The sequence below is a fragment of the Lutibacter aestuarii genome (assembly GCF_042676885.1).
Classification (GTDB): domain Bacteria; phylum Bacteroidota; class Bacteroidia; order Flavobacteriales; family Flavobacteriaceae; genus Lutibacter; species Lutibacter aestuarii.
Window position 1 is genome coordinate 426,974 of the sequence record NZ_JBHTIC010000005.1, and the last position, 26,010, is coordinate 452,983.

General features: G+C 29.2%; 26 protein-coding genes and 1 tRNA gene. 17 read left to right on the forward strand and 10 right to left on the reverse strand.

What is annotated here, in order from left to right:
• Nucleotides 1-76: 76 nt before the first annotated feature.
• The 3 genes from ACFQZW_RS04435 to ACFQZW_RS04445 form a co-directional block, all read right to left on the reverse strand.
• Nucleotides 77-1,255, reverse strand: a complete 1,179-nt coding sequence (locus ACFQZW_RS04435) for a FecR family protein (protein ID WP_386781561.1) — start codon at nt 1,253-1,255, stop codon at nt 77-79.
• 142 nt (nt 1,256-1,397) lie between these two features.
• Nucleotides 1,398-1,991 carry an RNA polymerase sigma factor gene (locus ACFQZW_RS04440; protein ID WP_386781562.1) on the reverse strand — a complete coding sequence of 198 codons (594 nt, stop codon included), beginning with the start codon at nt 1,989-1,991 and terminating at the stop codon, nt 1,398-1,400.
• An 803-nt stretch (nt 1,992-2,794) separates the two neighbouring features.
• Nucleotides 2,795-2,876: transfer RNA gene (locus tag ACFQZW_RS04445), tRNA-Leu, on the reverse strand.
• A gap of 121 nt (nt 2,877-2,997) precedes the next feature.
• Here ACFQZW_RS04445 and ACFQZW_RS04450 point away from each other — a divergent pair.
• Nucleotides 2,998-4,386 carry a dipeptidase gene (locus ACFQZW_RS04450; RefSeq protein WP_298265166.1) on the forward strand — a complete coding sequence of 463 codons (1,389 nt, stop codon included), beginning with the start codon at nt 2,998-3,000 and terminating at the stop codon, nt 4,384-4,386.
• A gap of 59 nt (nt 4,387-4,445) precedes the next feature.
• Here ACFQZW_RS04450 and nadB read toward each other — a convergent pair whose 3' ends face one another.
• The 3 genes from nadB to ACFQZW_RS04465 all read right to left on the reverse strand — a co-directional run bounded on the left by nadB (nt 4,446) and on the right by ACFQZW_RS04465 (nt 8,225).
• A complete protein-coding gene (nadB, locus tag ACFQZW_RS04455; RefSeq protein ID WP_298265168.1) occupies nt 4,446-6,038 on the reverse strand; it encodes an L-aspartate oxidase in 1,593 nt (530 codons plus the stop codon).
• Between the two features lie 12 nt (nt 6,039-6,050).
• Nucleotides 6,051-7,046 carry a quinolinate synthase NadA gene (gene nadA / locus ACFQZW_RS04460; protein WP_386781563.1) on the reverse strand — a complete coding sequence of 332 codons (996 nt, stop codon included), beginning with the start codon at nt 7,044-7,046 and terminating at the stop codon, nt 6,051-6,053.
• A 126-nt stretch (nt 7,047-7,172) separates the two neighbouring features.
• Entirely contained in the window at nt 7,173-8,225 is a 1,053-nt protein-coding gene (locus tag ACFQZW_RS04465; protein ID WP_298265172.1) for a branched-chain amino acid aminotransferase, read from the reverse strand.
• Between the two features lie 125 nt (nt 8,226-8,350).
• Between ACFQZW_RS04465 and ACFQZW_RS04470 the strand changes: the two genes are divergently transcribed.
• The 4 genes from ACFQZW_RS04470 to ACFQZW_RS04485 are packed head-to-tail and all read left to right on the forward strand — an operon-like array spanning nt 8,351 to nt 10,098.
• The gene (locus tag ACFQZW_RS04470; protein ID WP_298265175.1) at nt 8,351-8,845 is read left to right on the forward strand and encodes a DUF4920 domain-containing protein; all 495 of its coding nucleotides are present in this window, start codon (nt 8,351-8,353) and stop codon (nt 8,843-8,845) included.
• Nucleotides 8,845-9,276 (forward strand): hypothetical protein, encoded by a 432-nt coding sequence (locus ACFQZW_RS04475; protein WP_298265177.1) that lies wholly within the window; start codon nt 8,845-8,847, stop codon nt 9,274-9,276. Before ACFQZW_RS04470 ends, ACFQZW_RS04475 begins: the two co-directional genes overlap by 1 nt.
• A gap of 3 nt (nt 9,277-9,279) precedes the next feature.
• Nucleotides 9,280-9,942, forward strand: coding sequence for a tRNA (5-methylaminomethyl-2-thiouridine)(34)-methyltransferase MnmD (gene mnmD / locus ACFQZW_RS04480; protein WP_298265179.1), 663 nt, complete (start codon nt 9,280-9,282; stop codon nt 9,940-9,942).
• 18 nt (nt 9,943-9,960) lie between these two features.
• Complete coding sequence (locus tag ACFQZW_RS04485) at nt 9,961-10,098, forward strand: hypothetical protein (RefSeq protein ID WP_298265181.1); 138 nt, start codon at nt 9,961-9,963, stop codon at nt 10,096-10,098.
• 1 nt (nt 10,099) lies between these two features.
• Here the strand turns inward: ACFQZW_RS04485 and ACFQZW_RS04490 are convergent, their stop codons facing one another.
• Nucleotides 10,100-11,230, reverse strand: a complete 1,131-nt coding sequence (locus ACFQZW_RS04490) for a glycosyltransferase (protein WP_298286053.1) — start codon at nt 11,228-11,230, stop codon at nt 10,100-10,102.
• Nucleotides 11,227-12,069, reverse strand: a complete 843-nt coding sequence (locus ACFQZW_RS04495) for a hypothetical protein (protein WP_386781564.1) — start codon at nt 12,067-12,069, stop codon at nt 11,227-11,229. The genes ACFQZW_RS04490 and ACFQZW_RS04495 overlap by 4 nt, the downstream gene beginning before the upstream one ends.
• Before the next feature lie 120 nt (nt 12,070-12,189).
• Here ACFQZW_RS04495 and ruvC point away from each other — a divergent pair, with 120 nt between their 5' ends.
• Nucleotides 12,190-12,747 carry a crossover junction endodeoxyribonuclease RuvC gene (gene ruvC, locus ACFQZW_RS04500; protein WP_298265187.1) on the forward strand — a complete coding sequence of 186 codons (558 nt, stop codon included), beginning with the start codon at nt 12,190-12,192 and terminating at the stop codon, nt 12,745-12,747.
• Here the strand turns inward: ruvC and ACFQZW_RS04505 are convergent.
• On the reverse strand, nt 12,744-13,031 hold the full coding sequence (locus ACFQZW_RS04505) for an antibiotic biosynthesis monooxygenase (protein WP_298265189.1): 288 nt from the start codon (nt 13,029-13,031) through the stop codon (nt 12,744-12,746). The genes ruvC and ACFQZW_RS04505 overlap by 4 nt on opposite strands.
• Nucleotides 13,032-13,145: 114 nt before the next feature.
• Between ACFQZW_RS04505 and hemW the strand changes: the two genes are divergently transcribed.
• Genes hemW through ACFQZW_RS04520 form a run of 3 tightly spaced genes read left to right on the forward strand, consistent with a single transcriptional unit; the run spans nt 13,146 to nt 15,288 of the window.
• Nucleotides 13,146-14,285 (forward strand): radical SAM family heme chaperone HemW, encoded by a 1,140-nt coding sequence (gene hemW / locus ACFQZW_RS04510; protein ID WP_386781565.1) that lies wholly within the window; start codon nt 13,146-13,148, stop codon nt 14,283-14,285.
• Between the two features lie 35 nt (nt 14,286-14,320).
• Nucleotides 14,321-14,929, forward strand: coding sequence for a DUF4230 domain-containing protein (locus ACFQZW_RS04515; protein ID WP_298265193.1), 609 nt, complete (start codon nt 14,321-14,323; stop codon nt 14,927-14,929).
• A gap of 2 nt (nt 14,930-14,931) precedes the next feature.
• Nucleotides 14,932-15,288, forward strand: a complete 357-nt coding sequence (locus ACFQZW_RS04520; RefSeq protein WP_298265195.1) for an MmcQ/YjbR family DNA-binding protein — start codon at nt 14,932-14,934, stop codon at nt 15,286-15,288.
• Here the strand turns inward: ACFQZW_RS04520 and ACFQZW_RS04525 are convergent.
• Nucleotides 15,285-16,127: an AraC family transcriptional regulator gene (locus ACFQZW_RS04525; RefSeq protein WP_298265198.1), complete on the reverse strand. Its 843-nt coding sequence runs from the start codon at nt 16,125-16,127 to the stop codon at nt 15,285-15,287. The genes ACFQZW_RS04520 and ACFQZW_RS04525 overlap by 4 nt on opposite strands.
• Before the next feature lie 138 nt (nt 16,128-16,265).
• Here ACFQZW_RS04525 and ACFQZW_RS04530 point away from each other — a divergent pair, with 138 nt between their 5' ends.
• From ACFQZW_RS04530 to rpsU, 8 genes are all read left to right on the forward strand, one after another.
• Nucleotides 16,266-17,171, forward strand: coding sequence for a dihydrodipicolinate synthase family protein (locus ACFQZW_RS04530; protein ID WP_298265200.1), 906 nt, complete (start codon nt 16,266-16,268; stop codon nt 17,169-17,171).
• A 100-nt stretch (nt 17,172-17,271) separates the two neighbouring features.
• On the forward strand, nt 17,272-18,855 hold the full coding sequence (locus ACFQZW_RS04535; protein ID WP_386781566.1) for an aldehyde dehydrogenase (NADP(+)): 1,584 nt from the start codon (nt 17,272-17,274) through the stop codon (nt 18,853-18,855).
• Nucleotides 18,856-18,860: 5 nt separating this feature from the next.
• A complete protein-coding gene (locus tag ACFQZW_RS04540; RefSeq protein ID WP_386781567.1) occupies nt 18,861-20,588 on the forward strand; it encodes a DUF885 domain-containing protein in 1,728 nt (575 codons plus the stop codon).
• Nucleotides 20,581-21,591 carry a 4-hydroxyproline epimerase gene (locus ACFQZW_RS04545; protein WP_386781568.1) on the forward strand — a complete coding sequence of 337 codons (1,011 nt, stop codon included), beginning with the start codon at nt 20,581-20,583 and terminating at the stop codon, nt 21,589-21,591. The genes ACFQZW_RS04540 and ACFQZW_RS04545 overlap by 8 nt, the downstream gene beginning before the upstream one ends.
• 10 nt (nt 21,592-21,601) lie before the next feature.
• Entirely contained in the window at nt 21,602-23,872 is a 2,271-nt protein-coding gene (locus ACFQZW_RS04550; RefSeq protein ID WP_298265208.1) for a S9 family peptidase, read from the forward strand.
• A complete protein-coding gene (locus ACFQZW_RS04555) occupies nt 23,865-25,106 on the forward strand; it encodes an NAD(P)/FAD-dependent oxidoreductase (RefSeq protein ID WP_386781569.1) in 1,242 nt (413 codons plus the stop codon). The genes ACFQZW_RS04550 and ACFQZW_RS04555 overlap by 8 nt, the downstream gene beginning before the upstream one ends.
• Nucleotides 25,107-25,130: 24 nt before the next feature.
• Nucleotides 25,131-25,607 (forward strand): MarR family winged helix-turn-helix transcriptional regulator, encoded by a 477-nt coding sequence (locus tag ACFQZW_RS04560; protein ID WP_298286088.1) that lies wholly within the window; start codon nt 25,131-25,133, stop codon nt 25,605-25,607.
• A 208-nt stretch (nt 25,608-25,815) separates the two neighbouring features.
• The gene (rpsU, locus tag ACFQZW_RS04565; protein WP_298265214.1) at nt 25,816-26,010 is read left to right on the forward strand and encodes a 30S ribosomal protein S21; all 195 of its coding nucleotides are present in this window, start codon (nt 25,816-25,818) and stop codon (nt 26,008-26,010) included.

Consider the following 26,010-nt stretch of genomic DNA (forward strand, 5'->3'; position numbering starts at 1 on the left):
TAATTTTTAATCGGAAGATACATCGTTATTTTCCGATTATTTTAGTTAAATTTAGTTTTCATCCATTTATTTTATACTATTTAATTACTATTTTATCCCCTTCTATTTCATAGTTTATTTCTTGAATTTCTTTTAAATATTTAAAAACCATTTCAATTGATTCATCTCCAAAATTTGCGTTAAAAATTTCATCTCCTAACTGATTGTTTTTGTTCTCAATTGAAACATTAAAGCGTCTTTCAAGTTTTTTAAGGAGTTCATTAAACTTTACATTTCTTAATATTAGTTTTCCATCCATCCATGAAGTATATATATTTGAAATACCTTTTTCAACAGAAATTACTTTTCTATCATGATAAATACTTCCAAGTTGTCCAGGAACTAATAAAACAGGTGCTACTGCTTTATCTTCTTTTGTCAACTCAACCGATCCTTCCACCAAAAAAACAGCTGTTTGCAAATCATTATCATAAGCCGAAACATTAAATTCAGTTCCTAAAACTTCAACATCCATATTTTCAGTTTTCACGATGAAAGGATGATCTTTATCTTTAGAAACATTAAAAAAAGCCTCCCCTTGTAAATAGACTACTCTACTTTTTCCATTAGAAAAATTTGTTGGGAATTTTAATGAGGTACCCGCATTCATTTTTACACGGGTACCATCTGCAAGACTTAATTCAAACTTCTTACCGTAGGGGACATTTATGGTATTATATTCAATTAATGAATCTACCTTACTAACTTGGGCATTATATATTAATGTATTATTTTTTATTTCACCAATAACTTCTCCTTCCTTATTGGCTATTAAATTTGCATTTTGATTTATAACCTCAACTTCACCATTTGTTAATTCAAGTGTTACATTTTCCTCACTTATTAATGAATTAAGAGATGGATCTGAATTTATAAATGGGAAATAATTATTTAAAATAGCTAAACTAATTATACCCACAAAAACAGCTGCATATGCTAATATTTCAATTGTGTTTTTTGAAAAAATCTTAGTTGTTCTTTTATGAACTTTATTAAAATTAGTTGATTTTATAATTTTATTATAAATTTTCTCAGCTCTATCATCGTCAAGTATCTCTGGTCTTTTTAAAGATTTTAGTATTCTTTCAACATCAATATGACTTTCAGAAACTTTATTACTTTGAATTAAATGTATTATTTCTTCTATTTCAGCTTCACTACAGGTATTGTTAGCAAACCTTTCAATTAATTGTGATATCCTTTTATCTTCTGACATTCAAATAAAAAATTGTGATTTATGCTTATAATACATTTGAAAATAGTTTTTGTACTATTCAAAAATGATATTTATTTAAAAAATAGTAATTAAGCTAATTATAAATATAAAAAAAGCCTTATTTTAATAAGGGTTTAACAAATTATTTAATAAAATAAAGAATTATAAAAAAAGTAAGGTCTGTATTTAATTGTAGAAAATCTCTTATGGAGTCTAAAGCTTTACTCATTTGATTTTTAACTGTACTTATTGAAATATTCAATTCTGCACTTATCTCTTCATAACTTTTCCCTTCTTCACGAGACATTAAGAAAATTATTTTTCTTTTAGGAGGAAGTTCTTTAATAGCTTTTAATCTTAGAACCTCATACTCATCATTAAGTAGTTTGTCTAAAATATTATTGCTCAAATTACTAGTTTTATAAAAAATAGATTCTTTAAGTGACTTTTCATTTATGGCTCGTTTTAAAAAGTTAAGTGATGCATTACGCGCACAGGTAAAAATAAAAGACTTAAATGATAATTTAGGGTTTAGTTTATGTTTATTTTGCCAAATTTGAAGGTAAACATCTTGAAGAATTTCTTCAGCATTGTGCTTTGATTTTAACAAACTATAGCTAAAGGCATATATATCATCTCGATATTTATTGTATAAAGATTCAAAGGCTTTTTGGTCACCTCTAGACAACTGCTTTACTAATAAATTATCCTCAGTATTTATATTTTTGTTTGCCAAATATGGTGAAGTTCTAATTTATGAAAAAGTGCTTTTATTTCTAAATAATTATTTATAAAAATAATAAATATCAAAACAAATGTATATATTTTTTATTTAAACTAAAAAACATCAACTCTATTCATCATCCAAAAACTCTTCTCAATTCATAACAACTTTATTGTATTTTAACCCATTAAATTTGAATTAAAAAAGTCATATAAATTAGCTTATCACCTTGACAATGTTTAGTGTCATGTGTAGTGTCAGCTGAAAGTGAACTTTTAAAGAGTTAAATCTAAGAGATAGATTTAATCTATTTATAAACCTAAAAGCAGTAATTCCGTGTCACTAAAATATCATACCTCTTGGAAGCCTTATTTAATCTTAATTAGATGAAATTTTGAATAGTTCCTCTTTCTCTAAGATTTGAATAGTCTAATTCCTATCTCAAAAAATATTTTTATAAGAGGTTCAATAATTAAATTATTACTAAACTCTAAATAAAAATATACTTTAAATTAAAGTTGTACATTTACATTAGATGAAGCTTAAATTAGAGTATTGAATATTATAGTTGGTTCACAAATCGACAACAAAAAAATAGAATTTTACTAAGACCTTATAATCAAAAGGAATAAAATCAAAGGTTTGAGTCCTGTCGGATTAAGACCTAAACTTTAATAATTATAATTACAACTTCATTCTAATAATTTAATTAAGTATTAAAGATTAAGATTTGATATTAATTTAAATTAGAGTTCAAAATACAGCAAAATGTTGTACCTGAATAAAAAAAGCCACTCAATATTGAGAGGCTTTTGTGCGGCTGAAGGGAGTCGAACCCCCACGCCTTGCGGCACTAGATCCTAAGTCTAGCGTGTCTACCAATTCCACCACAGCCGCGAAATTGGACTGCAAATATACACAATACTTAGAAAATGCAAAGTAGTTATTCCATATTTTTTTCATTAATTTTAAATCAGATAAAAATGTGTATTTTTGAATAAAATAAATTTTAATTTTAATGGAAAATATTAAATCCTACGTTAGTCAACACAAAGACAGATTTATAAATGAACTTATTGAATTACTAAAAATCCCATCTATTAGTGCAGATTCTGCTTACAGTCAAGATGTTTTAAATACTGCCGATGCTATTAAAATAGCTTTGGAAAAAGCTGGCTGCAACCACGTTGAAATATGTGATACTCCAGGTTACCCAATAGTTTACGGAGAAAAAATAATAAATAAAGATTTACCTACTGTTTTGGTTTATGGGCATTATGATGTTCAACCTGCTGATCCTATAGAATTATGGACTTCTCCTCCATTTGAGCCTGTTATTAAAAATACAGAAAAACATCCTGATGGGGCCATTTTTGCACGTGGCGCTTGTGATGATAAGGGTCAAATGTATATGCATGTAAAAGCATTGGAATACATGACCAAAACTGGGAATCTTCCATGTAATGTTAAATTTATGATTGAAGGTGAAGAAGAAATTGGCTCATCAAGTTTGGCTTGGTTTGTAGAACGAAATCAAGAAAAACTTGCGAACGATGTTATTTTAATTTCAGATACTGGAATGATTTCAAATTCACAACCATCTATCACTACTGGATTAAGAGGGTTGAGTTATGTTGAAGTTGAAGTTACTGGCCCTAACAGAGATTTACACTCTGGTTTATATGGAGGAGCTGTTGCAAATCCAATTAATGTGTTAACAAAAATGATTGCTTCTTTGCATGATTCTAATAATCATATTACTATTCCTGGCTTCTACGATAAGGTTGAAGAATTATCGTCTCAAGAAAGAGCTGAAATGGCCAAAGCTCCTTTTTCATTAGAAAATTATAAAAAAGCTTTAGATATTGATGATATATATGGAGAAACAGGTTATACAACAAATGAAAGAAATTCAATTCGGCCAACTTTAGATGTTAATGGTATTTGGGGAGGCTATACTGGTGAAGGAGCCAAAACAGTAATTGCAAGTAAAGCGTATGCAAAAATTTCTATGCGTTTAGTTCCAAATCAAGATTGGAAAGAAATTACTGATTTGTTTATAAAACATTTTGAAAGTATAGCTCCAAAAGCTGTAAAAGTAAAAGTAACACCTCATCATGGAGGTCAAGGTTATGTTACTCCAATTGACAATATTGGATACCAAGCAGCTAATAAAGCTTACACAGAAACTTTTGGCATTCCTGCAATTCCTCAACGTTCGGGAGGAAGTATACCAATTGTTGCTCTATTTGAAAAAGAACTTAAAAGCAAAACTATTTTAATGGGATTTGGTTTAGATAGCGATGCCATTCATTCTCCAAACGAACATTTTGGGGTTTTCAATTACTTAAAAGGTATTGAAACAATTCCTTTATTTTATAAATATTTTACTGAAATGAGTAAATAAAAAATAAAAAAACCGTTCAAAAGAACGGTTTTTTTATTATCACATATTGACAATTATATTTATAACTCATTTACTAAATCAGCGCTGTAAAAACCACCTTTATTTTCTTTTCTAGTTTTGGAGAATTGCGTTATTAAATATGCAGTAGTAATAAGATTTCTAAGCTCACACAAATCTACCGATAGTTCAGAATGGTCGTATAATCTTTTATTATCTTCATACAAAACTTTTAATTTTCTTTCTGCACGTAATAATCGTTCATTTGAACGTACAATTCCTACATAATTACTCATAATTGTCTTCACTTCATTTCTATCATGAGTAATTAATATTTTTTCCATGTTTTTAACAACACCACTATCATTCCAAACAGGTATTTGCTTCGGAAATTTAATTTTTGAAAAACGTTTTTTTAAATTTTCAAAAGCATTATGTGAAAAAACCAACCCTTCTAATAATGAGTTAGAGGCTAATCTATTTGCTCCATGAAGCCCCGACCTAGTAACTTCGCCACTTGCATATAAGTTTTTAATGGAGGTTTTTCCTTTTTTATTAACATTTACACCTCCACAAATATAATGTTGCGCTGGTGATACTGGAATAAAGTCTTTCCTCACGTCAATCCCTAAACTCATACATTTTTCAGTGATATTTGGGAAATGCTTCTGAAATTCTTCAAAGTTAATATGTGTACAATCTAAATATACATAAGGAGCTCCACTTTTTTTAAGTTCACTGTCTATAGCTCGAGCAACAATGTCACGCGAAGCTAATTCTTCCCGTTCATCATATTTGTGCATAAAGCGTTTTCCATTAAAATCTCTTAAAATTGCTCCTTCACCTCTAACTGCTTCAGAAATAAGAAACGCTGGGTATTCTCCTGGATTGTACAGTGCTGTTGGGTGAAATTGTATAAATTCAACATCTGATATTTCAGCTTTTGCTCTATAGGCCATAGCAATTCCATCACCTGTTGCAATTACTGGGTTAGTTGTAGTAATATAAACCTGACCTATACCACCTGATGCCAACATTGTAACCTTTGATGAAAAAGTTTTAACAATGCTCTTTTTCTCATCTAATACATAAGCTCCATAACAAGTAATTTTCTCTTGTCTTTTTGTTTGTTTCTTTTTTACCTGATGCTCAGTTATTAAATCAATTGCATAATGGTATGTTAAAAAATTGATATTTTCAAATTTTTCAACTTGTTCAATAAGAGCTCTTTCTATTTCAGCTCCAGTAATATCTTTGTGATGTAAAATTCTATCTTGTGAGTGACCTCCTTCCCTACCTAAAGAATAGGTTCCATTTTTATCTTTATCAAATTTAGTTCCCCAATCAATAAGTTCTTGTAAACGTTTAGGTGCTTCTTTTACCACCATTTCAACTACTTCTTCATCACAAATACCATCACCAGCAATTAAAGTATCTTTTATGTGTTGATCGAATGAATCTACTGTTTTATCCCAAACTGTTGAAATACCTCCTTGAGCATATTTGGTATTGCATTCATTTTTTTCATTTTTAGTTACTATAGTAATTTTGGCGTCTTTAAAATGAGTTGCTGTTTTTAAAGCAAATGTAAGTCCAGCAATACCTGAACCAATAATTAAAAAATCAGTTTTATGTATCTTTTTTTCAGCATTCATTCATATAAATGGTTATTTGGAAAGCTCCAACATGCGTTCAATTGAGACTAGTGCCTTTTTACTTAGCTCTGGGTCAACATCAACATTAGGTAGTTCGTGTTTTAAGCACAAATATAATTTTTTCATCGTATTCATCTTCATATAAAAACACTCACTACAATTACAGCTATCGTCTTCTACAGGTGCAGGAATTAAAATTTTATCTGGTGATTCTTGACGCATTTTATGTAAAATACCAACCTCAGTTGCCACAATAAAAGTTTTAGCTTTACTAGTTTTTACATAATTTAATAATCCAGAAGTTGAGCCAACATATTTGGCTACTTTTAGTAAATGAGCTTCAGACTCTGGATGTGCTATAATTTCAGCTCCTGGATTTTCAGCATATAAATTTAAAATTTTATCAATTGAAAATGCTTCATGAACCATACAAGCTCCATCCCAAAGCAACATATCTCTACCTGTTTTTTTAATTAACCAAGCTCCTAAATTTCTATCGGGTGCAAAAATAATTGGTTGTTCTTTAGGTATCGAATTTATAATTTTCTCTGCATTTGACGATGTACAAACAATATCTGTTAAAGCTTTAATTTCAGCTGAAGTATTCACATACGAAACAACTAAATGATTTGGGTGTTGTTTTTTAAAAGCTTCAAAGTCAGCTGGAGGACAAGAATCTGCTAAAGAGCAACCAGCTTTTAAATCTGGTAATAATACTTTTTTGGTCGGGTTCAAGATTTTAGCTGTTTCAGCCATAAAATGAACCCCTGCAAAAACTATAACATCTGCATTTGTAGTCGCTGCCTTTTGAGCCAATGCTAAACTATCTCCAACAAAATCTGCAATATCCTGTATGGCATCTTCTTGATAATAATGAGCTAAAATTACTGCATTCTTTTCCTTTCTAAGTCTATTAATTTCTTCAACATAATTAATATCTTTTGGGGTTTCTACATCTAAAAACCCTTTTTCTTGTAACTTATTTTTAGCTTCTTCTAAGGTAGTCATAAATGGTATTTTACTAAATTAAAACCAATAAATATGCCAAACAATCGGATAAAAATCCGATTGTTTAAGCGTATGCAATGTATAAAAACTTATAATTTTAGACAAGATTTCTAAAAATGATTTGATTTATTTCACTTGAAATCTCCAACCAAATTTATCTTCAGCTTTATTTCGTTGAATATCTGTAATACTTTTTTTAATAAAAGAAGCGTAGCTATCGTCAATCTTAGGGAGTTCAAATTTTTCACCTTTGTGAGCAAATCCTAAAATAGGGCTAATTACCGCTGCGGTTCCAGCACCAAACATTTCTTTTAATTCACCTTTTTTAGCAGCTTCAATAATTTCAGTAACTCTAACTGGTCTTACTTCTACTTTTATTCCTTTATCTTCAGCAAATTGAATGATACTTTTACGTGTTACTCCATCTAAAATTCTATCACTTGTTGGAGCTGTTAATAAGGTATCATTAACTCTAAAAAACACATTCATAGTACCAGCTTCTTCCAAAAATTCATGATTTGCTGCATCGGTCCATAACACTTGTTGATATCCTTCTTTCGCTGCTAATTTTGCAGGATAAAATGATGCTGCATAATTACCAGCAGCTTTTGCATAACCAACTCCACCATTAGCCGCTCTACTATATTTATCTGCAAAAACAACTCTTACTTCACCTGCATAATATGCTTGTACTGGTGAACAAATAATCATAAATTTATATTTGTTGGATGAGGATGCAGATACACAATTCTCAGTTGAAATAACAAAAGGTCTAATGTACAATGAGTTGTCAGCTCCTTTTTGAACCCAATCACTATCCATTTTTATTAATGTTGTTAATCCTTCAAAAAAGTAATCTTTTGGAAAAGGAGGCATATCTAAACGCTCTGCAGACTTATTAATTCGTTCTTGGTTTTGGTCTGGTCTAAATAACCAAACATCATCATTATCATCTTTATAAGCTTTCATTCCTTCAAAAACAGCTTGTCCGTAATGAAATACTTTAGCAGAAGGATCAAAAGAAAGTGCTTGATAAGGTCTAATTTTTGGAGTTTGCCATTCACCATTTTCATAATCACATTCAAACATATGGTCTGTAAAAACCTGACCAAATTTTAAGTTGTTAAAATCAACTTCTGAAATTTTTGATTTTTCAATTTTTTCTATATGTAAAGCCATAACGCGTCTAAATTTAATTTAAACAAAATTACTTATTTTTTTTAATTAATAATTTCAAACCTCACTTAAGTTAATTGCTTATTTTTAATATATTTGCCTAAAATGTTGAATTTAAATAAATTGAAATGAGAAAAAATACCATATTAGTAGTTTTGGCTTTATTTTTTTTAGCTTCATGTAAAAATGAAAACAATAAAAATATTGAAAAACAACAGATTACCTACCTTTCTTTTGGAGATACAATTAATGATAGTAATGTGATATCGAAAGAGCAAATGGCAACCAACTATAAAGGGCTAAAAGAAGGAGATACTATCCATGTAAAATTTAGTTCTAAAATCAATTCTGTTTGTAAAAGCAAAGGTTGTTGGATGAATTTAGATTTAGGAAATAATCAAGAATCATTTGTGAAATTTAAAGATTATGGCTTTTTCATGCCTCTTAATTCAGATGGAAGAGAAGTAATTGTTAACGGAAAAGCTTTTGTAACTACTACCACCGTTGAAGAATTACGCCATTTTGCTGAAGATGCTGGTAAATCTAAAGAAGAAATTTCAAAAATTACGGAACCTAAATACACTTTATCTTTTGAGGCTAACGGTGTGTTAATGAAAGAATAATGAAAAAAGTTATTATTTTATTTATAAGTTTTGGACTGTTTTTGGCTTGTAACTCAAATAAAGCTAAAGAATTAAAAAATCCGAATGAGGAATTGGTAATGTATGAATTTTCTGAAATGGCTTTACTGATGGAAGAAATGTATAAAACCAATGAGACTCTTAAACAAAAGATTGTTAACAAAGAAGCTATTGGCGATTTTTCGATTAAATTTTTAGATATTCACTCTGCTGTTTTAACAAACCCTAAAGATAGAACTGAAAGTTTTGAAGTTTTTTCAAAAACATTTATTAAAAATCAGCAAGCTATTTTTACCGCTTCACAAGAAAACGTTAAAGAACAATTTAACCTCATGGTAAATTCTTGCATTGCGTGTCATAAAACAACGTGTACAGGTCCCATTCCTAGAATCAAAAAATTACTTATTAACTAAATATTGAAAAGAGAAATAATTATAACCTCTGATGGATCTTCTACCATTCACTTGCCTGATTGGGATGAGCAATACCACTCAAAACATGGAGCAATCCAAGAAGCTAAACACGTATTTATAAAAAATGGGTTGTCATTATTTTCCAAACAACACATTTCTATTTTAGAAATTGGTTTTGGAACTGGTTTAAACAGTTTTATTACTTTTTTAGAAGCACCTAAAACAGGTTTGGTAATAGATTACGTTGGTATAGAAGCTTACCCTGTTGCTCTTGATGAAATTGAAAAATTAAATTATGTTTCACAATTAAATGCCATAACATTTAATAGCATTTTTAAACAAATACACCAGCAAAAATGGGAAGAAAAACATCGCATCTCTAAATCATTTTCTTTAATCAAAAGAAAGCAGCTTTTTAATGAAATAAATGATAAAAACATTTTTAATTTAATTTATTTTGATGCTTTTGGAGCAAGAGTACAACCTGAATTATGGACAGAAGAAATTTTTAAAAAAATGTACAATGCTTTAAAACCTAATGGAGTTTTAGTAACTTACAGTGCTAAAGGAAGTGTAAGAAGGGCTTTACAAACTGTAGGTTTTTTAGTTGAAAAACTACCTGGTCCTCCAGGAAAAAGAGAAATGTTACGAGCAATAAAAAAGTAGTTATTAAATGCACATACTATGGAAGGTCAACGATTTAAAAAACGCAAAAAACCAAATTATAAAAGAGGGATGCTGTTGGTAGTATTATTAATTATTATACTTTATTTATGGTTTAATGCCGAAAGTATAATTACTAATTTATTTGAAGCCAAATAAACTATTTTTCAAACCGTCTTTCTTTCCACTTATATGTTGTTTTAAACAATGACATTAAAGCTATTAAAATAATAAAGAAAGGGTGAAAAACACTTATTAACGGATAATATATAAGAGATTCTGTACTTTTTAAAAAAAATGACGTTTTAAGAATTAAAATGCTATCTAAAACTAATTTTAAAAGAAAAAGTGTTAAAAAAAAGCATCCATAAATTGGATAAAATATTGCTAAAATCCCTAAAAATATTAATAATAAATTATTAAAAAAAACTACTAAACCAACTATTTTGGAAAATTGGTTTTTATACGCTGTTGTTTTGGCTGCCCAACGCAATTGCTGATTATAGAATAATTGTTCTTTTTGCTCTGACAAAGTTTCAACTGTAGCATCAAGCGATTTTAAATAGCTTATTTTTTTGGGGTAAGTTTGTAAAATTCTCTCCATTAAAAAAACATCATCGCCACTGGCTACCATTTCATTTCCTTTAAAACCATTTAATTTTATAAACATTTCTTTATTATAGCATAAATTAGCACCATTACACATTATGGGTTTGTTAATTCCAAAACTTCCTAAAGTACTACCTATCAAACTTAAAAAATTTAAGTTTTGAAAATGGTATAACAAACCTTTACCATTTTTAAATTTTACAGGAGCTGCAATAAACAGACATTTGTTTTTTTCAATAGTTTGATTAAATAATTGCAACCATAATGTTGGAACTTTACAATCGGCATCTGTAGTTACAATCCATTCAAATTTTGCAATTTTTATGGCTGTATTTATCGCATCTTTTTTAGGTGAATTTGAGTTTCTTTCATTATTAATTAAAGTGCTATCTATAAGCGGATGCTGTTTTATAAAATTGAACACTATCAATTCAGAATCATCTGAAGAATCATCATTAATTAAAATTATTTCAAACTTATTTTTTGGGTACTTTATATTTAAAATTGATTGTAATAAGTTAGAGAGATTGTCAGCTTCATTTCTAAAAGGAACTAAAATTGAAAAGTTATTTTTGGGAGATAAATCTTTATTACTAACATTCTTAATTTTATCAAACCCAATGATAAATGAAGCTATCAATAAAAAATAACTAAAAGAAATAATGCCAATAATATAAATCATTTGTTAGATATGGGTTTATAATTAAAAACAAAAATACTACCTATAATTGCAGGGATTACAAAATTTAGCAAATACATAAAAGTTGTAATGGTTACAATTGTAAGCTCATTTACTTCAACAAAACCAAAAACAAAAATTGCTACTGAACCTTTTATCACCCAATCAAAAATTGTTAAACTTGGTAAAACTGAGGCAATAAAATAAGTACTAAAAATTAAATACATAGCGGTAAAATAATCAACATTCAACTCAAATAAAATTATTAAAAAATAAAATTGATGTGTAAAAACTAAGTACCTAAAAACAGCTAACACCAGTGTTAAAAAGTATGTTTTTTTTGAAATTTGCCTTAAAAATAGTTTTGCTTTCTTAAAATTATCGTTTCTTATAAAAAGAATGACTAAAACAATTATAATTATTAAAATTAAGCTATATTGAATTGTTATTTTTGGAGTTTGAACCTTGAAATTGGTTAAAAAAAATACCAGTCCAACAACACCGAAAAAAGAGGTTGCAACCAACTGACTCAAATTTCCTAACAAATTTAATCCCATGATATTTTTTCTATTTGGACCTTTATAAAAAAGAGCTTTAGCTCCATATTCACCAATTCTATTAGGTGTTATCATTGATGCAGTTAAGGACGCAAAACATTGCTCATAAGCTTCAAAAAATGTGATTTTTTTTTCTACAGAAGCCAAATTTTGCCATTTTATTATTTCAAACAGCCAATTTAAATCTGTCAACAAAAGCAATAAAAGAAACATCCAAGCACTGTGAGTCCACAAAACTGAAACTTGTAACTTCAATTCACCAATAGTCAAAAGTCCATTATTCATCAACTTTTGATATATAAAGTAAAATGCACCAAATACTATGATTAGTTTTACAATAAAAAAAAGAGTCCGTTTATATTTATGCAAGATGTTGTACATTTGATTTTACAAATAAACAAATAATTGAGTTCAGAAAAAATCATATTAGGAATTGATCCAGGAACCACTATTATGGGGTTTGGATTGATTAAAGTAGTTCATAAAAAAATGGAATTAATTCAATTAGATGAATTAATGCTTAAAAAATACGATGATCATTACGTAAAACTGAAATTAATTTTTGAACGCACCATACATTTGATTGAAACTTATCACCCAGATGAAATTGCTATTGAAGCTCCATTTTTTGGTAAAAATGTTCAGTCCATGTTAAAACTAGGACGTGCTCAAGGTGTTGCTATGGCTGCAGGTTTATCAAGAGAAATACCAATAACAGAGTATTCTCCAAAAAAAATAAAAATGGCAATAACAGGTAATGGAAATGCTAGTAAAGAACAAGTAGCCAAAATGCTACAGAGTTTATTAAAATTAAAAAGTTTACCTAAAAATTTAGACGCAACAGATGGTTTAGCAGCAGCTGTTTGTCACTTTTACAACAGTGGGAAAATAACTGCTGGTAAAAGCTATACAGGTTGGACTGCTTTTGTAAAACAAAATGGAAATAGAGTAAAAAATAATTAAACTACAACATCACATTCAAAAGTTTCGTAGCGTTTATCAATTACTAATTTTCGATGCTCTCTAAAAAGTTGATATTCTTTTGACATCTCTATTTTTTCTTTGTCTTTTTTTGAATTCCAATATTCTACCAAAAAAAACCTATTTTCTTCATTTCTATCTTTAAAAATATGAAAATGATCTAGACCTGCAGGTTTTGCTTCGGTTAATTCTTCAAATTTTTGTAATTCAACAAAAGAAATCCCTTCTCCATCTTTTACTTTAAATGAAACTATATGTACATACATAACTATGGGTTTTAATCAAAAATACAATTCAGTTTTCACAATTTAGGTAACAAAAATCACCTTTTATATATTTTTTTAAAAACGTACATTTAACAACTAAAAACCACACCTCTTTTGTCTGGAATTTATTTACACATACCATTCTGTAAACAAGCGTGTTACTACTGCGATTTTCATTTTTCTACTTCTTTAAAAAGAAAAGAAGAAATGATGGCTTCTTTAATAAAAGAATTAATTTTAAGAAAAAATGAACTTGAAAATGATGAAATAGAAACCATTTATTTTGGCGGAGGCACTCCATCACTTTTAACAATTAAAGAAATAGAAGCTTTAATATCAGCTATTTATAAAAACTACAAGGTAATTAACAATCCTGAAATTACCCTTGAAGCAAATCCTGATGATTTAACTTCTAAAAAAATTAAAGAACTTGCCAACTCTCCTATTAACCGATTAAGTATTGGAATTCAATCTTTTTTTGAAGACGATTTAAAGTTTATGAATAGAGCGCATACTGCTGAAGAATCCAAAAAATGCTTAAAAGAAGTTACTCAATATTTTGATAATTTAACCATTGATTTAATTTACGGAGTGCCTAACATGAGCATTGAAAAATGGAAACAAAATTTAAATATTGCTTTTAAGTATAATGTTCCTCATATTTCAAGTTATGCGCTTACCGTTGAAGAAAAAACAGCACTACATACTTTTATTAAAAAAGGTAAAATTTCTCCAATTAATGAAAATTTGGCTTTAGAACATTTTAACCTACTGGTAGAAGAAACCAAAAAACAAGGTCTTATTCAATATGAAATTTCAAATTTTGGTAAAAAAAATTATTTCTCTAAACACAATACTTCTTATTGGTTAGGTAAAAAATATATTGGAATTGGTCCTTCTGCACATTCGTTTAACAAACTTGAACGCGCTTGGAATATTTCAAACAATGCAAAATATATCAAATCTCTTTCAGAAAACATTTTACCTTTAGAAAAAGAAACACTTACTATTGAAAACCGATTTAATGAGTATATTATGACAGGCTTAAGAACCATTTGGGGAATTTCTTTTGAATTAATTGAAAAAGAGTTTGGGAATTTCTATTTGGCATTTATAACTAAAAAATCAGTGCCCTTTATTAAAAAAGGACTTTTAGAAATTCAACAAAACAAGCAACACACAACTATTTTAACAACAACAGCTAAAGGAAAATTTTTAGCCGATGGTATTGCAAGTGATTTGTTTATTGTTTAATGAAGTTTCTTATCTTTGAATAACTTCAAAAAATTATGGAATTACTTTTAGGAACTTTATTTGGTATATTTCTTAGCTATTTTGGCTTTTCATTTTTTTACAAAAAGAAAGATTACGAAAAAACTGAAAAACAATCTGTTGTTTTAATTGAAAAAATTAAAAGTGTGTGTAAGCTAATTTCAGTTGAAGGAGACTTTGCTGAAATTTATCATTATGAAAACACAAAAAACCGTTTCTTAAATATTATTTCGAGCAAAAAGAAAGCTATTTTACTAATTAACGCAAAAGTACATGTTGGTTTTGATTTATCACAAATTCAATTAGAATCAAATAAGGATAAAAAAGAAATTATATTAACTCATTTCCCAGAACCAAAGGTTTTAACCGTTGAAACTGAAGTGAAATATTATGACAAAGTTGATGGCTTTTTTAATAAATTTAATGCAACTGATTTAACCGAACTCAATAAAGAATCAAAAAAGTTTATTATTGAAAAAATTCCAGAAAGCGGTTTATTAAACTCTGCCAAAAAAGAAGCCTTAGACACCATTTTAATGATTGAAAAATTACTTGAAACATCTGGTTGGAAACTAAATTATTCTCAATTGGTTTTACCAAATTCTGAAACAAATAAATTAAACTAACTATGAATATTGAAGAATTTAGAGAGTGTTGTTTAGCTAAAAAACATGTAACTGAAAGCTTTCCTTTTGATCAACAAACCTTGGTTTTTAAAGTTGCCAATAAAATGTTTGCTTTAGCTGGTTTAGAGCATCATCCTTCCACGGTAAATTTAAAATGTGATCCAGAAAAAGCCATAGAACTTAGAGCCCAATATGTAGACATTATTGAAGGATACCATATGAATAAAAAACATTGGAATACCATTACTATTGAAGGCAGCGTTCCTAATAAATTAATTATAGAATTGATCGATCATTCGTATAATTTAGTAGTAAAAAGTCTTACTAAAAAACTTCAAAAAGAGCTTGGGTTTATTTAATGTTTTTTTCTGTATTCTGAAGGTGTAATTCCTTTAATTGCCTTAAATTTTCTGTTAAAATTCGCTAAATTATTAAAACCCGATTTGTAAGAAATTTCGGTAATACTAAAATCATTATTACTAGCCAAAAGCTTACACGCATTTCCAATTCTAATATCAATTAAAAAATTCACAAAAGTTTTGGTGGTACGCTGTTTAAAATACCTACAAAATGCATTTGGAGTCATATTAGCAATATCTGCCACATCATTTAATGTAATTTCTTTTTGAAAGTTATCCATGGTGTATTGAAAAATATCACTCATTCTTTTACCTTCATTCCCTCCATATTTTTTTAAGTTAATTAAGGATGACAACGTATGTGTTTCAGCTTTAGCTATTAAATTTAATATTTCAATAAATGATGTAAATTGTTCATACTTAGAAATTTTTCTAATTCTAGTTAAAAGTTTAGCAATTTCACTTTTATTGGACAGTACTTCAAAACCAAGTACTGCATCGTTAAAAAATGGTTGAAAATGTTCAAATTCAGGCAATTTAAAAAACCCTTCTCCATAAGAGTTTTTTGAAAAAAAGATTGAAATCATTTCACAACTCCCTTCGCAAGATTCATCTCTTTTAAAAACGTGCGGTAAGTTTTCACCTATTACAAAAATATCATTCACTTTATAATCGCCCACACAATCTCCAATAATATAAGTTCCTTCTCCCTCTATTACCAAGCTTATTTGTATTTCTTTATGTTGATGTAACTTTTCATAAAAAGTTTCCCCTTTATAACGTTCGGTATATAAAGTAACATTTTCAGGTTTTGGTATTGTAAAAGGTAGAACTTTCATTATTATTCAATAAATAAGCTAATATTATTCTATTTTTATTCAAAAATAGTAAAATAAGTTAAAATAATACTATTATTCGATAAAAATCAGATTACTTTGGTTTAACTGTTATTCTAAATTTGTAAAAAACTACTAACTATGACAATACAATGGAAGGGTGTTATGCCTGCTGTAACTACAAAATTTACTTCAAACGATACATTAGATTTAGTTAATTTTGAAGTCAATATTAAAGCTCAAATTGAAGCTGGAGTTAATGGAATTATACTTGGAGGTACTTTAGGAGAAGCCAGTACCTTAACCGATGATGAAAAAATCGTTTTAATTAAAAAAACTATAGAAATTGTTGATGGAAAAATTCCTGTTATAATTAACATCGCAGAACAATCCACAAAAAAAGCTATTGAAGCTGTTCAAAAAGCTGAAAAATATGGAGCCAACGGATTCATGGTTTTACCTCCAATGCGATACAAAGCAGATACTAGGGAAACTACCACTTATTTTAAAAAAATTGCCAATAGTACTACTTTACCAATTATGATTTATAACAATCCTGTAGATTATGGTATAGAAGTTACTTTAGATATGTTTGCAGAACTAGCAAAGTGTAAAAATATTCAAGCGGTAAAAGAGTCTACAAGAGATATTTCAAACATTACAAGAATGCGTAATCGTTTTGGAAATCGTTTTGCTATTTTATGTGGTGTGGATACCTTAGCATTAGAAAGTATAGTTATGGGTGCTGATGGATGGGTAGCAGGACTGGTTTGTGCCTTTCCAAATGAAACAGTTGCAATTTATAAGCTAGCTACAGCTGGTAGAACAAAAGAAGCAATTAATATATACCGTTGGTTTTTACCATTGTTAGAGTTAGATATTAACACTAAATTAGTACAAAATATTAAGCTAGCAGAAGTAGCAACAGGAATAGGCACAGAGTACGTTCGTGAACCACGCCTACCCTTAATTGGTGAAGAAAAAGACCAAGTTTTAAAAATTATTAATAACAGCATAAAAACTAGACCAACATTACCAAGTTATTAAATTAAAAAAATTAACCTCTTTATTTATTAAAGTTTTTTCAATTAGAATTTAAAAGCATCGCTAGTTAAAAACATCAAGATTAAAACATAAAACTGCAAGTATGATTACAGGTAAAAATTATATAGGAAACGTACTATCATCATTAGGAAAAGTAACTTTTAAAACGTTCAATCCTCAAATAAATGCTGAAAATGAAATTGTTTTTACTGAAGCTTCTAATATAGAAATTGAAAAAGCTATTAATTTGGCTACTGAAGCCTTTAAAACTTTTAAAACAATTTCTGGCGAAAAAAAATCGCTATTTTTAAACGAAATTGCAAATGAAATTGAAGCTTTAGGCGATGAATTAATTACAACATACTGTAATGAAACAGGTTTACCAGAAGGAAGAGCTATGGGCGAAAGAGGTAGAACAGTTTTTCAATTACGAAGTTTTGCAAATTTAGTTAAAGAAGGCTCTTGGGTTGAAGCATCTATAGATACCGCCAATCCTAAACGTACTCCAATACCAAAAGTAGATCTCCGTAAAATGCTAGTCGCTTTAGGACCTGTTGTAGTTTTTGGTGCTAGTAATTTTCCTTTAGCTTACTCAACTGCTGGTGGAGATACTGCTGCTGCCTTAGCTGCTGGCTGTCCTGTAATTGTAAAATCTCATCCTATGCATGCAGGGACTGGAGAATTGGTTGCTTCTGCAATTATACAAGCTGCTGAAAAAACTGGAATGCCAAATGGCATTTTTTCAAACTTAAATAGTAGTGGTATTGATGTAGGTGTAAGCCTTGTTAAACATCCACAAGTTAAAGCTGTAGGATTTACTGGCAGTATTAAAGGTGGTAGAGCTTTATACAACATGGCAGCCCAACGACCAGAACCTATCCCTGTATTTGCTGAAATGGGAAGTATAAATCCCGTAGTTTTATTACCAAAAGCAGTAAAAAACAAAGGAAAAAATTGGGCACAGACTTATGCAAATTCCATTACTTTAGGTTCAGGTCAATTTTGTACAAACCCAGGGTTAATTTTAGGAATAAAAAACACTGATTTAACTAATTTCATTCAAGCTTTATCTGAAGAAATTGTAAAAATTGAACCCTCTTGTATGTTGCATCCAAACATTATTGGTAATTACGAAAATAACAAAGCTAAAATGCTCATTCAAAAAGGGTTACAAACAGTTGCAAATTTATCAAAAGAAGTTTCAACCAATTATGGGCGTCAAGCAATTACCACTGTTGAAGGGAGCACCTTTTTAACAAATATTAATTTACATCAAGAAGTTTTTGGTCCATTTTCAATGGTAGTACAATGTGAGAATATAGCACAGTTAGAAGAAATTATTTTAAAATTAGAAGGACAGTTAACAGGTACAATTTTAGCCGAAACTGAAGAATTACCTAAACATCAAAATATTGTTAACGCTCTTCAAAATAGGGTTGGTCGTATTATTTTTAATGGCGTTCCTACGGGAGTTGAAGTTTGTCCTTCTATGGTTCACGGAGGTCCTTACCCTGCTTCAACAGACAGTAGGTTTACTGCAGTTGGCATTAATTCCATTAAACGTTGGGTTCGCCCATTTAGCTTTCAAAACTGGCCAAATGAGTTACTTCCAAATGAATTAAAAAATGAAAACCCATTAGGCATTACTCGTTTGGTGGATGGAAAACTAACAAGTTCTAAAATTTAATAGTTATGAAATATATAGCCAAACTTGTACTACTAATGGTCATGTTTATTTCCTGTAATTTGGGTAATGAAACTGATAATTCCTCTTCAACCAAACTAAAAGCACTCATAAAAACTTATGAAGAACATATAGGTTACGATAAAGCTGAATATCCCTTAGGTTTATATACCAAAGAATTTTACAAATCTGAGGCTGATTTTGCAAACGAGCAACTTCAACAGCTCAATTCCATAAAGTTAAATGAGCTAACAGAATCAGAACAAATTTCAGTAGAATTATTAAAATTTATCCTACAAGATAAAATTGATTTTTATGATTTTGAAGCATATTTAAACCCTTTACTATCAGATAGTGGCTTTCATACAAGTTTACCTTATCATGTTAGAGATTTTTCAACACATCAACAATTTGTAAACTATTTAAATAAGCTTAATGCTTTGCCAAACTTTGTCAATCAACATATTGCTTTAATGAAAGAGGGGTTAAAAAATGGTATTTCGCAACCAAAAATTATTTTTAACAATTTTGAAGAAACATACAACAGTCAAATAGTTGATAATTATAAAGATAGCTTTTACTATTCGCCATTTAAAAATTTAGCTTCAAATAGTTCACAAGAACAGAAAGATTCTTTATTATCGGCCGCTAAAATTACAATTGAAACCAAAGTAATTCCTCAATTTAAACTCATCAAAGATTTTTTTGAAAATGAATATTTTATAAAAACCAGAGAAAAAGGAGGCGTTTCTAATCAACCAAATGGAAAAGCCTACTATCAAAATAGAGTAAATTATTATACCACTTCTACTATTACTGCTGAAGAAGTTCATCAAATTGGTTTAAAAGAAGTTGCTCGTATAAAAGCCGAAATGAAGAACATTATTCGTCAAGTAAACTTTAACGGCTCTTTTGAAGAGTTTTTACATTTCCTAAGAACTGATGAGCAATTTTATGCAAAAACAGGTGATAATTTATTAAAAGAAGCTAGAAACATAGCAAAAAAAATAGATGCGCAATTACCTAAATTTTTTAAAACATTACCTAGAAAACCTTATGGAGTTGCTCCAGTCCCAGAAGTAATTGCACCTAAATATACAGGAGGAAGATACAGCCCTCCAAGTAGTGAAACCCAACCAGGTTATTATTGGGTAAACACCTATAATTTGGCAAGTCGCCCATTATATATTTTACCCTCTTTAACTTTACATGAAGCGGTTCCAGGGCATCATTTACAAATTAGTTTAAACAGCGAGTTAAGTAAAACTATTCCTCAGTTTAGACGAAATTTATATCTCTCGGCTTATGGAGAAGGATGGGGATTGTATTCGGAATTTTTAGGAAATGACATGGGTATCTACACCTCACCTTATGAAAACTTTGGAAAATACACTTATGAAATGTGGAGAGCTTGTAGGCTAGTTGTTGACACAGGCATACATTCAAAAAATTGGACCAAAAAACAAGCTATAGAATATTTAAAATCGAATACAGCACTTTCACTACATGAGGTGAATACTGAAATTGATCGATATATTTCATGGCCTGGACAAGCACTATCGTATAAAATTGGAGAGTTAAAAATTAGAGAACTTCGCCAAAAAGCTGAAGAAATTTTAGGGACAAAATTTGATATCCGCCAATTTCATGAAATTATTTTAGAACAAGGAACCGTTACACTATCCATTTTAGAAAAAAGAATTGACAACTATATTGAGAAAGTGAAAAATGAGTAAAAAAACCTTTTTTTGTATAGATGCCCATACCTGTGGCAATCCTGTACGAGTTATTGCTGGTGGGGGTCCAAATTTAGTTGGAACTACTATGAGTGAAAAGCGCCAACACTTTTTAAAAGAGTTTGATTGGATAAGAACAGGCTTAATGTTTGAACCTCGAGGACATGATATGATGAGCGGTAGCATTCTTTATCCGCCAAACCATAAAGAAAATGATGTCGCTATTTTATTTATTGAAACTTCTGGTTGTTTACCTATGTGCGGTCATGGCACAATAGGAACGGTAACTATTGCTATTGAAGAAGGGTTAGTTAATCCTAAAACTCCAGGGAAAATTAAGATGGAAACACCTGCTGGCTTAGTTCAAATTGAATACCAACAAACAGGTAAAAAAGTAAATTGGGTAAAACTTACAAATGTTAAAAGTTATTTAGCAGCAGAAAACTTAACTGTTGAATGTCCTGAGTTAGGTAAACTTATTTTTGATGTTGCTTATGGTGGAAATTTTTATGCAATTATTGACCCTCAAACTAACTTTTCAGGAATACAAAATTTTACAGCTAGCAAATTAATTCAGTATTCACAAATTATAAGAAAAGAAATCAATAAAAAATACCCTAACTTTTTTATTCATCCTGAAGATGAAACCATTAAAAATGTAACTCATTTATTATGGACAGGACAAGTTATTGATCCAACATCATCTGGTAGAAATGCAGTTTTTTATGGAGATAAAGCTATTGATCGTTCTCCTTGCGGAACAGGAACTTCTGCTCGTATGGCACAATTATTTGCGAAAGGAAAATTAAAAAAAGGTGAAAAATATATTCACGAAAGTTATATTGGTTCAAAATTTATTGGAAAAATTGAACAAGAAACAACTTTAAATAATCAAAAAGCAATCATTCCGAGCATACAAGGTTGGGCAAAAATATATGGTTATAACACTATTGTTATAGATTCTGAAGAGGATCCTTATGCTTACGGATTTCAAGTAATTTAAAATAAAAAAAATGAAACGGATTTATTGTACACTAATTGGATTATTGATTGGAATAATTTCTATTCAAGCTCAAAAAATAACTGAAGATGATTACAAACGAGCTGTAAGTTTTATGTATGAAAATTACAACAATAAAACTGCTTTTAATTTAAATACAAATGTTTATTGGTTTCAAAACGGTTCGGGAATTTGGTTTGTAGATTATAGTAAAGAAGGAGCGTATTACAAAACAGTTTCATTTAAAGAAAATAAAGTAAAGCCACTCTTTAATCAAGCTAAGTTTGTTGAATCTTTTAATAAACTTTTAGGCAAAAATATTGCTAAAAATCAAATTGAAATATCAAATGTAGAGAGAACAGAAAACGAAAATCTTACATTTGAATTTGATAAAAAAACTTATTTTCTAGATTTAAAAACTTATAATATTCATCTAAAAGAAGAAGACCTAAAGGAGAAGAAAAATCAGTTTGAAACTAAGTCTCCCGATGGCAAATGGATTGCATATTCAAAAAATTACAACCTTTTTATAAAGTCAACAGAAAACAATGAAGAACATCATCAATTAAGTTTTGATGGAGATAAAGATTATGAATATGCCACTTACTATGGTTGGTACGATATTATGGAAGGTGAAAACGGGAAACGCCCTAAGCATTTTTATGTTAATTGGTCAAAAGATTCAAAATGGATTGCTACAAGTGTAGTTGATTTTAGCAATGCTGAAAAAATGTATTTGCTTGATTATAGTATAGATTCACTTTACAAACCCAAATTATTATCTTATTACAGGGGTTCACCAGGAGATACTTCAATGGTTCATGTAAAACCTGTTTTTTTTAATATAGAAACAAAAAAGGAAGTTAAAAGCCAACTTCCAAAAAACACTCATATTAACAGTGTTTCAACACAATGGTTACAGCAATCTGGTAGGTTACTTGCAAACTATGCCGAACGTGGTTTTAAAAAAGAGTATGTAAAACAAATAGACCTAAACAATCACACTGAAAAAAATTTAATTATAGAACAAAGCGAAACCAATGTGGATAATTTTGATTACAGATTATTAAAGAATCATAAACAAATAGTCTTTTTATCTGAACGAACTGGTTGGCGACAATTATATTTATTGAACTTAGAAACAGAAGAAATTGTTTCATTAACAAACGGTCAGTATTTTATAAATAATATTGAATATATTGATGAAAAAAAAGAATTTATTTATTTTTTAGCTTCAGGAAAGGAAGCAAATAGTAATCCTTATCATCAAAAACTTTATAAAGTAAATTTTAAAGGAAAAGTAACATTATTAACTTCTGAAAATACACATCACAACATTTCTTTTTCTAAAGATGGTAGCTATTTTATAGACAATTATTCTACTATTAATATTCCAACAAAAACAGTACTTCGAAGCTCAAAATCTGGAAAAATTCTAACTAAACTTACTTCAGCAAATGTAGATAACGCAATTGCTTTAGGATGGCAGTCTCCTGAGGTTTTTGAACTAACAGCTAAAGATGGTAAAACAACAATTTATGGTGCTATTTGGAAACCTACAAATTTTGACGCATCAAAAAAATATCCTATTATCGACCATACTTATACAGGGCCGCATACACAAGTTTTCCCTAAGTCGTTTGACAGGGGTTTTATGAATCAGTCGTTAGCTGAACTTGGCTTTATTGTTATGATGGTTGATGGATTAGGAACTTCAAATAGATCTAAAGAATTTCATAATTTTTCGTACAAAAACATGGAAAACAATTTGGAAGACCATGTGTTAGCAATTAAATATTTAGGAGAAAAATATGGTTGGATAAATATTGATAAAGTAGGTATTTTTGGTCATTCTGCAGGTGGATATGATACAGGAAGAGCTATGCTTGGATTTCCTAATTTTTATAAAGTTGGTGTAGCAAGTTCAGCCGATCACGATTTTAGAATGGAAAAAGCCTGGTGGCCTGAAATGTATCAGGGTTGGCCAATAGATTCAACATATCAAAAAGTTTCAAATATTACCAATGCTAAAAATTTAAAAGGAAAACTTTTATTAGTACATGGAGGAATTGATGATAATGTAAACCCTTCTGCAACTTTTAAATTAGCAGAAGCTTTAGTAAAAGCAGATAAAGAATTTGATTTATTAATTTTACCAAGTCAGCGACACGGATATCAAGGTTTGCATAGAAATTATTTTACTAAAAAAAGATGGAATTATTTTGTGGAACATCTTTTAAATAAACAACCTATTTGGGATTTTAAGTGGAATTACAATGAGTAAAAAAGTAGTGGTAATTGGAGGTGGAGTCATAGGTCTTTGTTCTGCATATTATTTAGCCAAAGAAGGACACCAAGTTGTGGTTATTGACAAAACTGATATGTTAGATGGTGCTTCTTATGGTAATGCTGGTATGATTGTTCCTAGCCATATAATTCCACTTGCTCAACCAGGAGTTATTCAAAAAGGAATTAAATGGATGTTCAATACAAAAAGTCCTTTTTATGTTAAACCTAAAGCTTCCTTAGAACTTGTTAATTGGTTGTATCAATTTTATAAAAACTCCACCCAAACTCATGTAAATAACTCCATGCAACACTTAAAAAACCTTTCATTTTTGAGCAAAGCATTGTATCAAGAATTTGCTAAAACCAATAAAAATTTCTTGTATCAAGAAAAAGGGTTATTAATGCTCTATCAAAATGAAAAAACTGGAGAAGAAGAACTAAAAACGGCTAAAATAGCACAACAATTTGGTATAAATGTTGACATTTTAGACAACAAACAGGTTCAAAATATAGAAAAAGGAACAACTGTACATGCACTTGGAGCTGTTCATTATAAAACCGACGCGCATTTATCACCTCATTTATTTTTAAAATTTTTAAAAGAAGAAGTATTAAAAATGAAGGTGAAATTGTTAGCAAATACAGAAATAATAGACTTTAAATTAAACCATACCACCATTCAAGAAGTTAAAACACCTATTGGCTCCATAAAAGCAGATTCGTTTGTGATGGCTGCTGGATCTTGGAGCTCTCAACTTTTAAAAAAACTGGAAATAAAATTAGCATTACTACCTGGAAAAGGCTATAGTTTTGATGTTTCAAGAACACAAAATTTGCCTTCGGTTCCTGCTATTTTATGTGAAGGAAAAGTTGCAGTAACTCCTTTAAACGCTACTGTACGTTTTGGAGGGACTTTAGAAATAACAACTACAAATGACAAAAAAATAAACCTTAAGCGACTTCTAGGTATTGTTGAAAATATTCATAGTTTTTATCCAGATATAAACCTTCAAACTCCCACAAAAGAAAAAGTTTGGACTGGATTTAGACCTTGTACATCAAGTGGACTTCCAATTATTGAACAGTCAAAAAAATTTAATAATTTAATCATTTCAACAGGACATGCAATGATGGGTTTAAGTCTTGCCCCCGCAACTGGCAAATTGGTAAGTGAGCTGGTTTCTAATACAAAAACTTCGATTGATATTTCTGCTTTTAAAATTAAATAAGCATTTTTTATGTAATTTTGGCGAATGACTTTTATTGATATTTTAATAAAACTACGAAAAATAGTACGCTCTATTAATTTAGAAAGCAAGCGTGTTGAAAAAGAGCAAGGTGTTAGTATCCCTCAATTATTATGCTTACAATTTTTGGCTGAACAAGAGGATTATAAAACAAATGCATCTAAACTTAAATCATTTTTAAATTTAAATGCTAGTACCATCTCAGGAATTATTAGAAGATTAGAAAAAAAAGGGCTAATTGCTAAACTACCAAAAGCTGCTGATAAAAGAGTTACACTTATATCTCTTACAGCAAAAGGAATGGAATTACTTCAATCAGCACCAATAACTTTTCAACAAAAATTAAGTGAAAAACTTCAAGCACTTCCACCTGAAAAATTACAAACTATTATTGATGGAATTGATATTTTAACCAATATTATGGAAGTAGATGAAATTGATGCTTCTCCAATAATTACTTCAGAGGAGTTTCCTTCAGAATAAACACTCCTCATTTTCAATTAATTAATTTTTATTTAATTATAAAATATTCCTACAGAAACTATATAAATAGTTAAAATATCAGCCACTATTTATAGATATACCTATATCTTTTTACCTCAAAATTAAAATAATTATAAAACATTATATAATTCATTAATTGTTTCTATAGAAACTATTTTGTATTTTAGCAGAAATTTAAATATTATATATGTTAATAATTGAAGTAAAAGAAGGTGAAAATATTGAAAGAGCTTTAAAACGCTATAAAAGAAAAACAAGAAATACAAAACTTTTAAACCAATTGAGAGAAAAAAAACATTTTACAAAAAAATCGGTTAGAAGAAGAAAACAAATTGATAAAGCCGCATATAAACAATATTTACAAGATCAGGAAAATCAATAA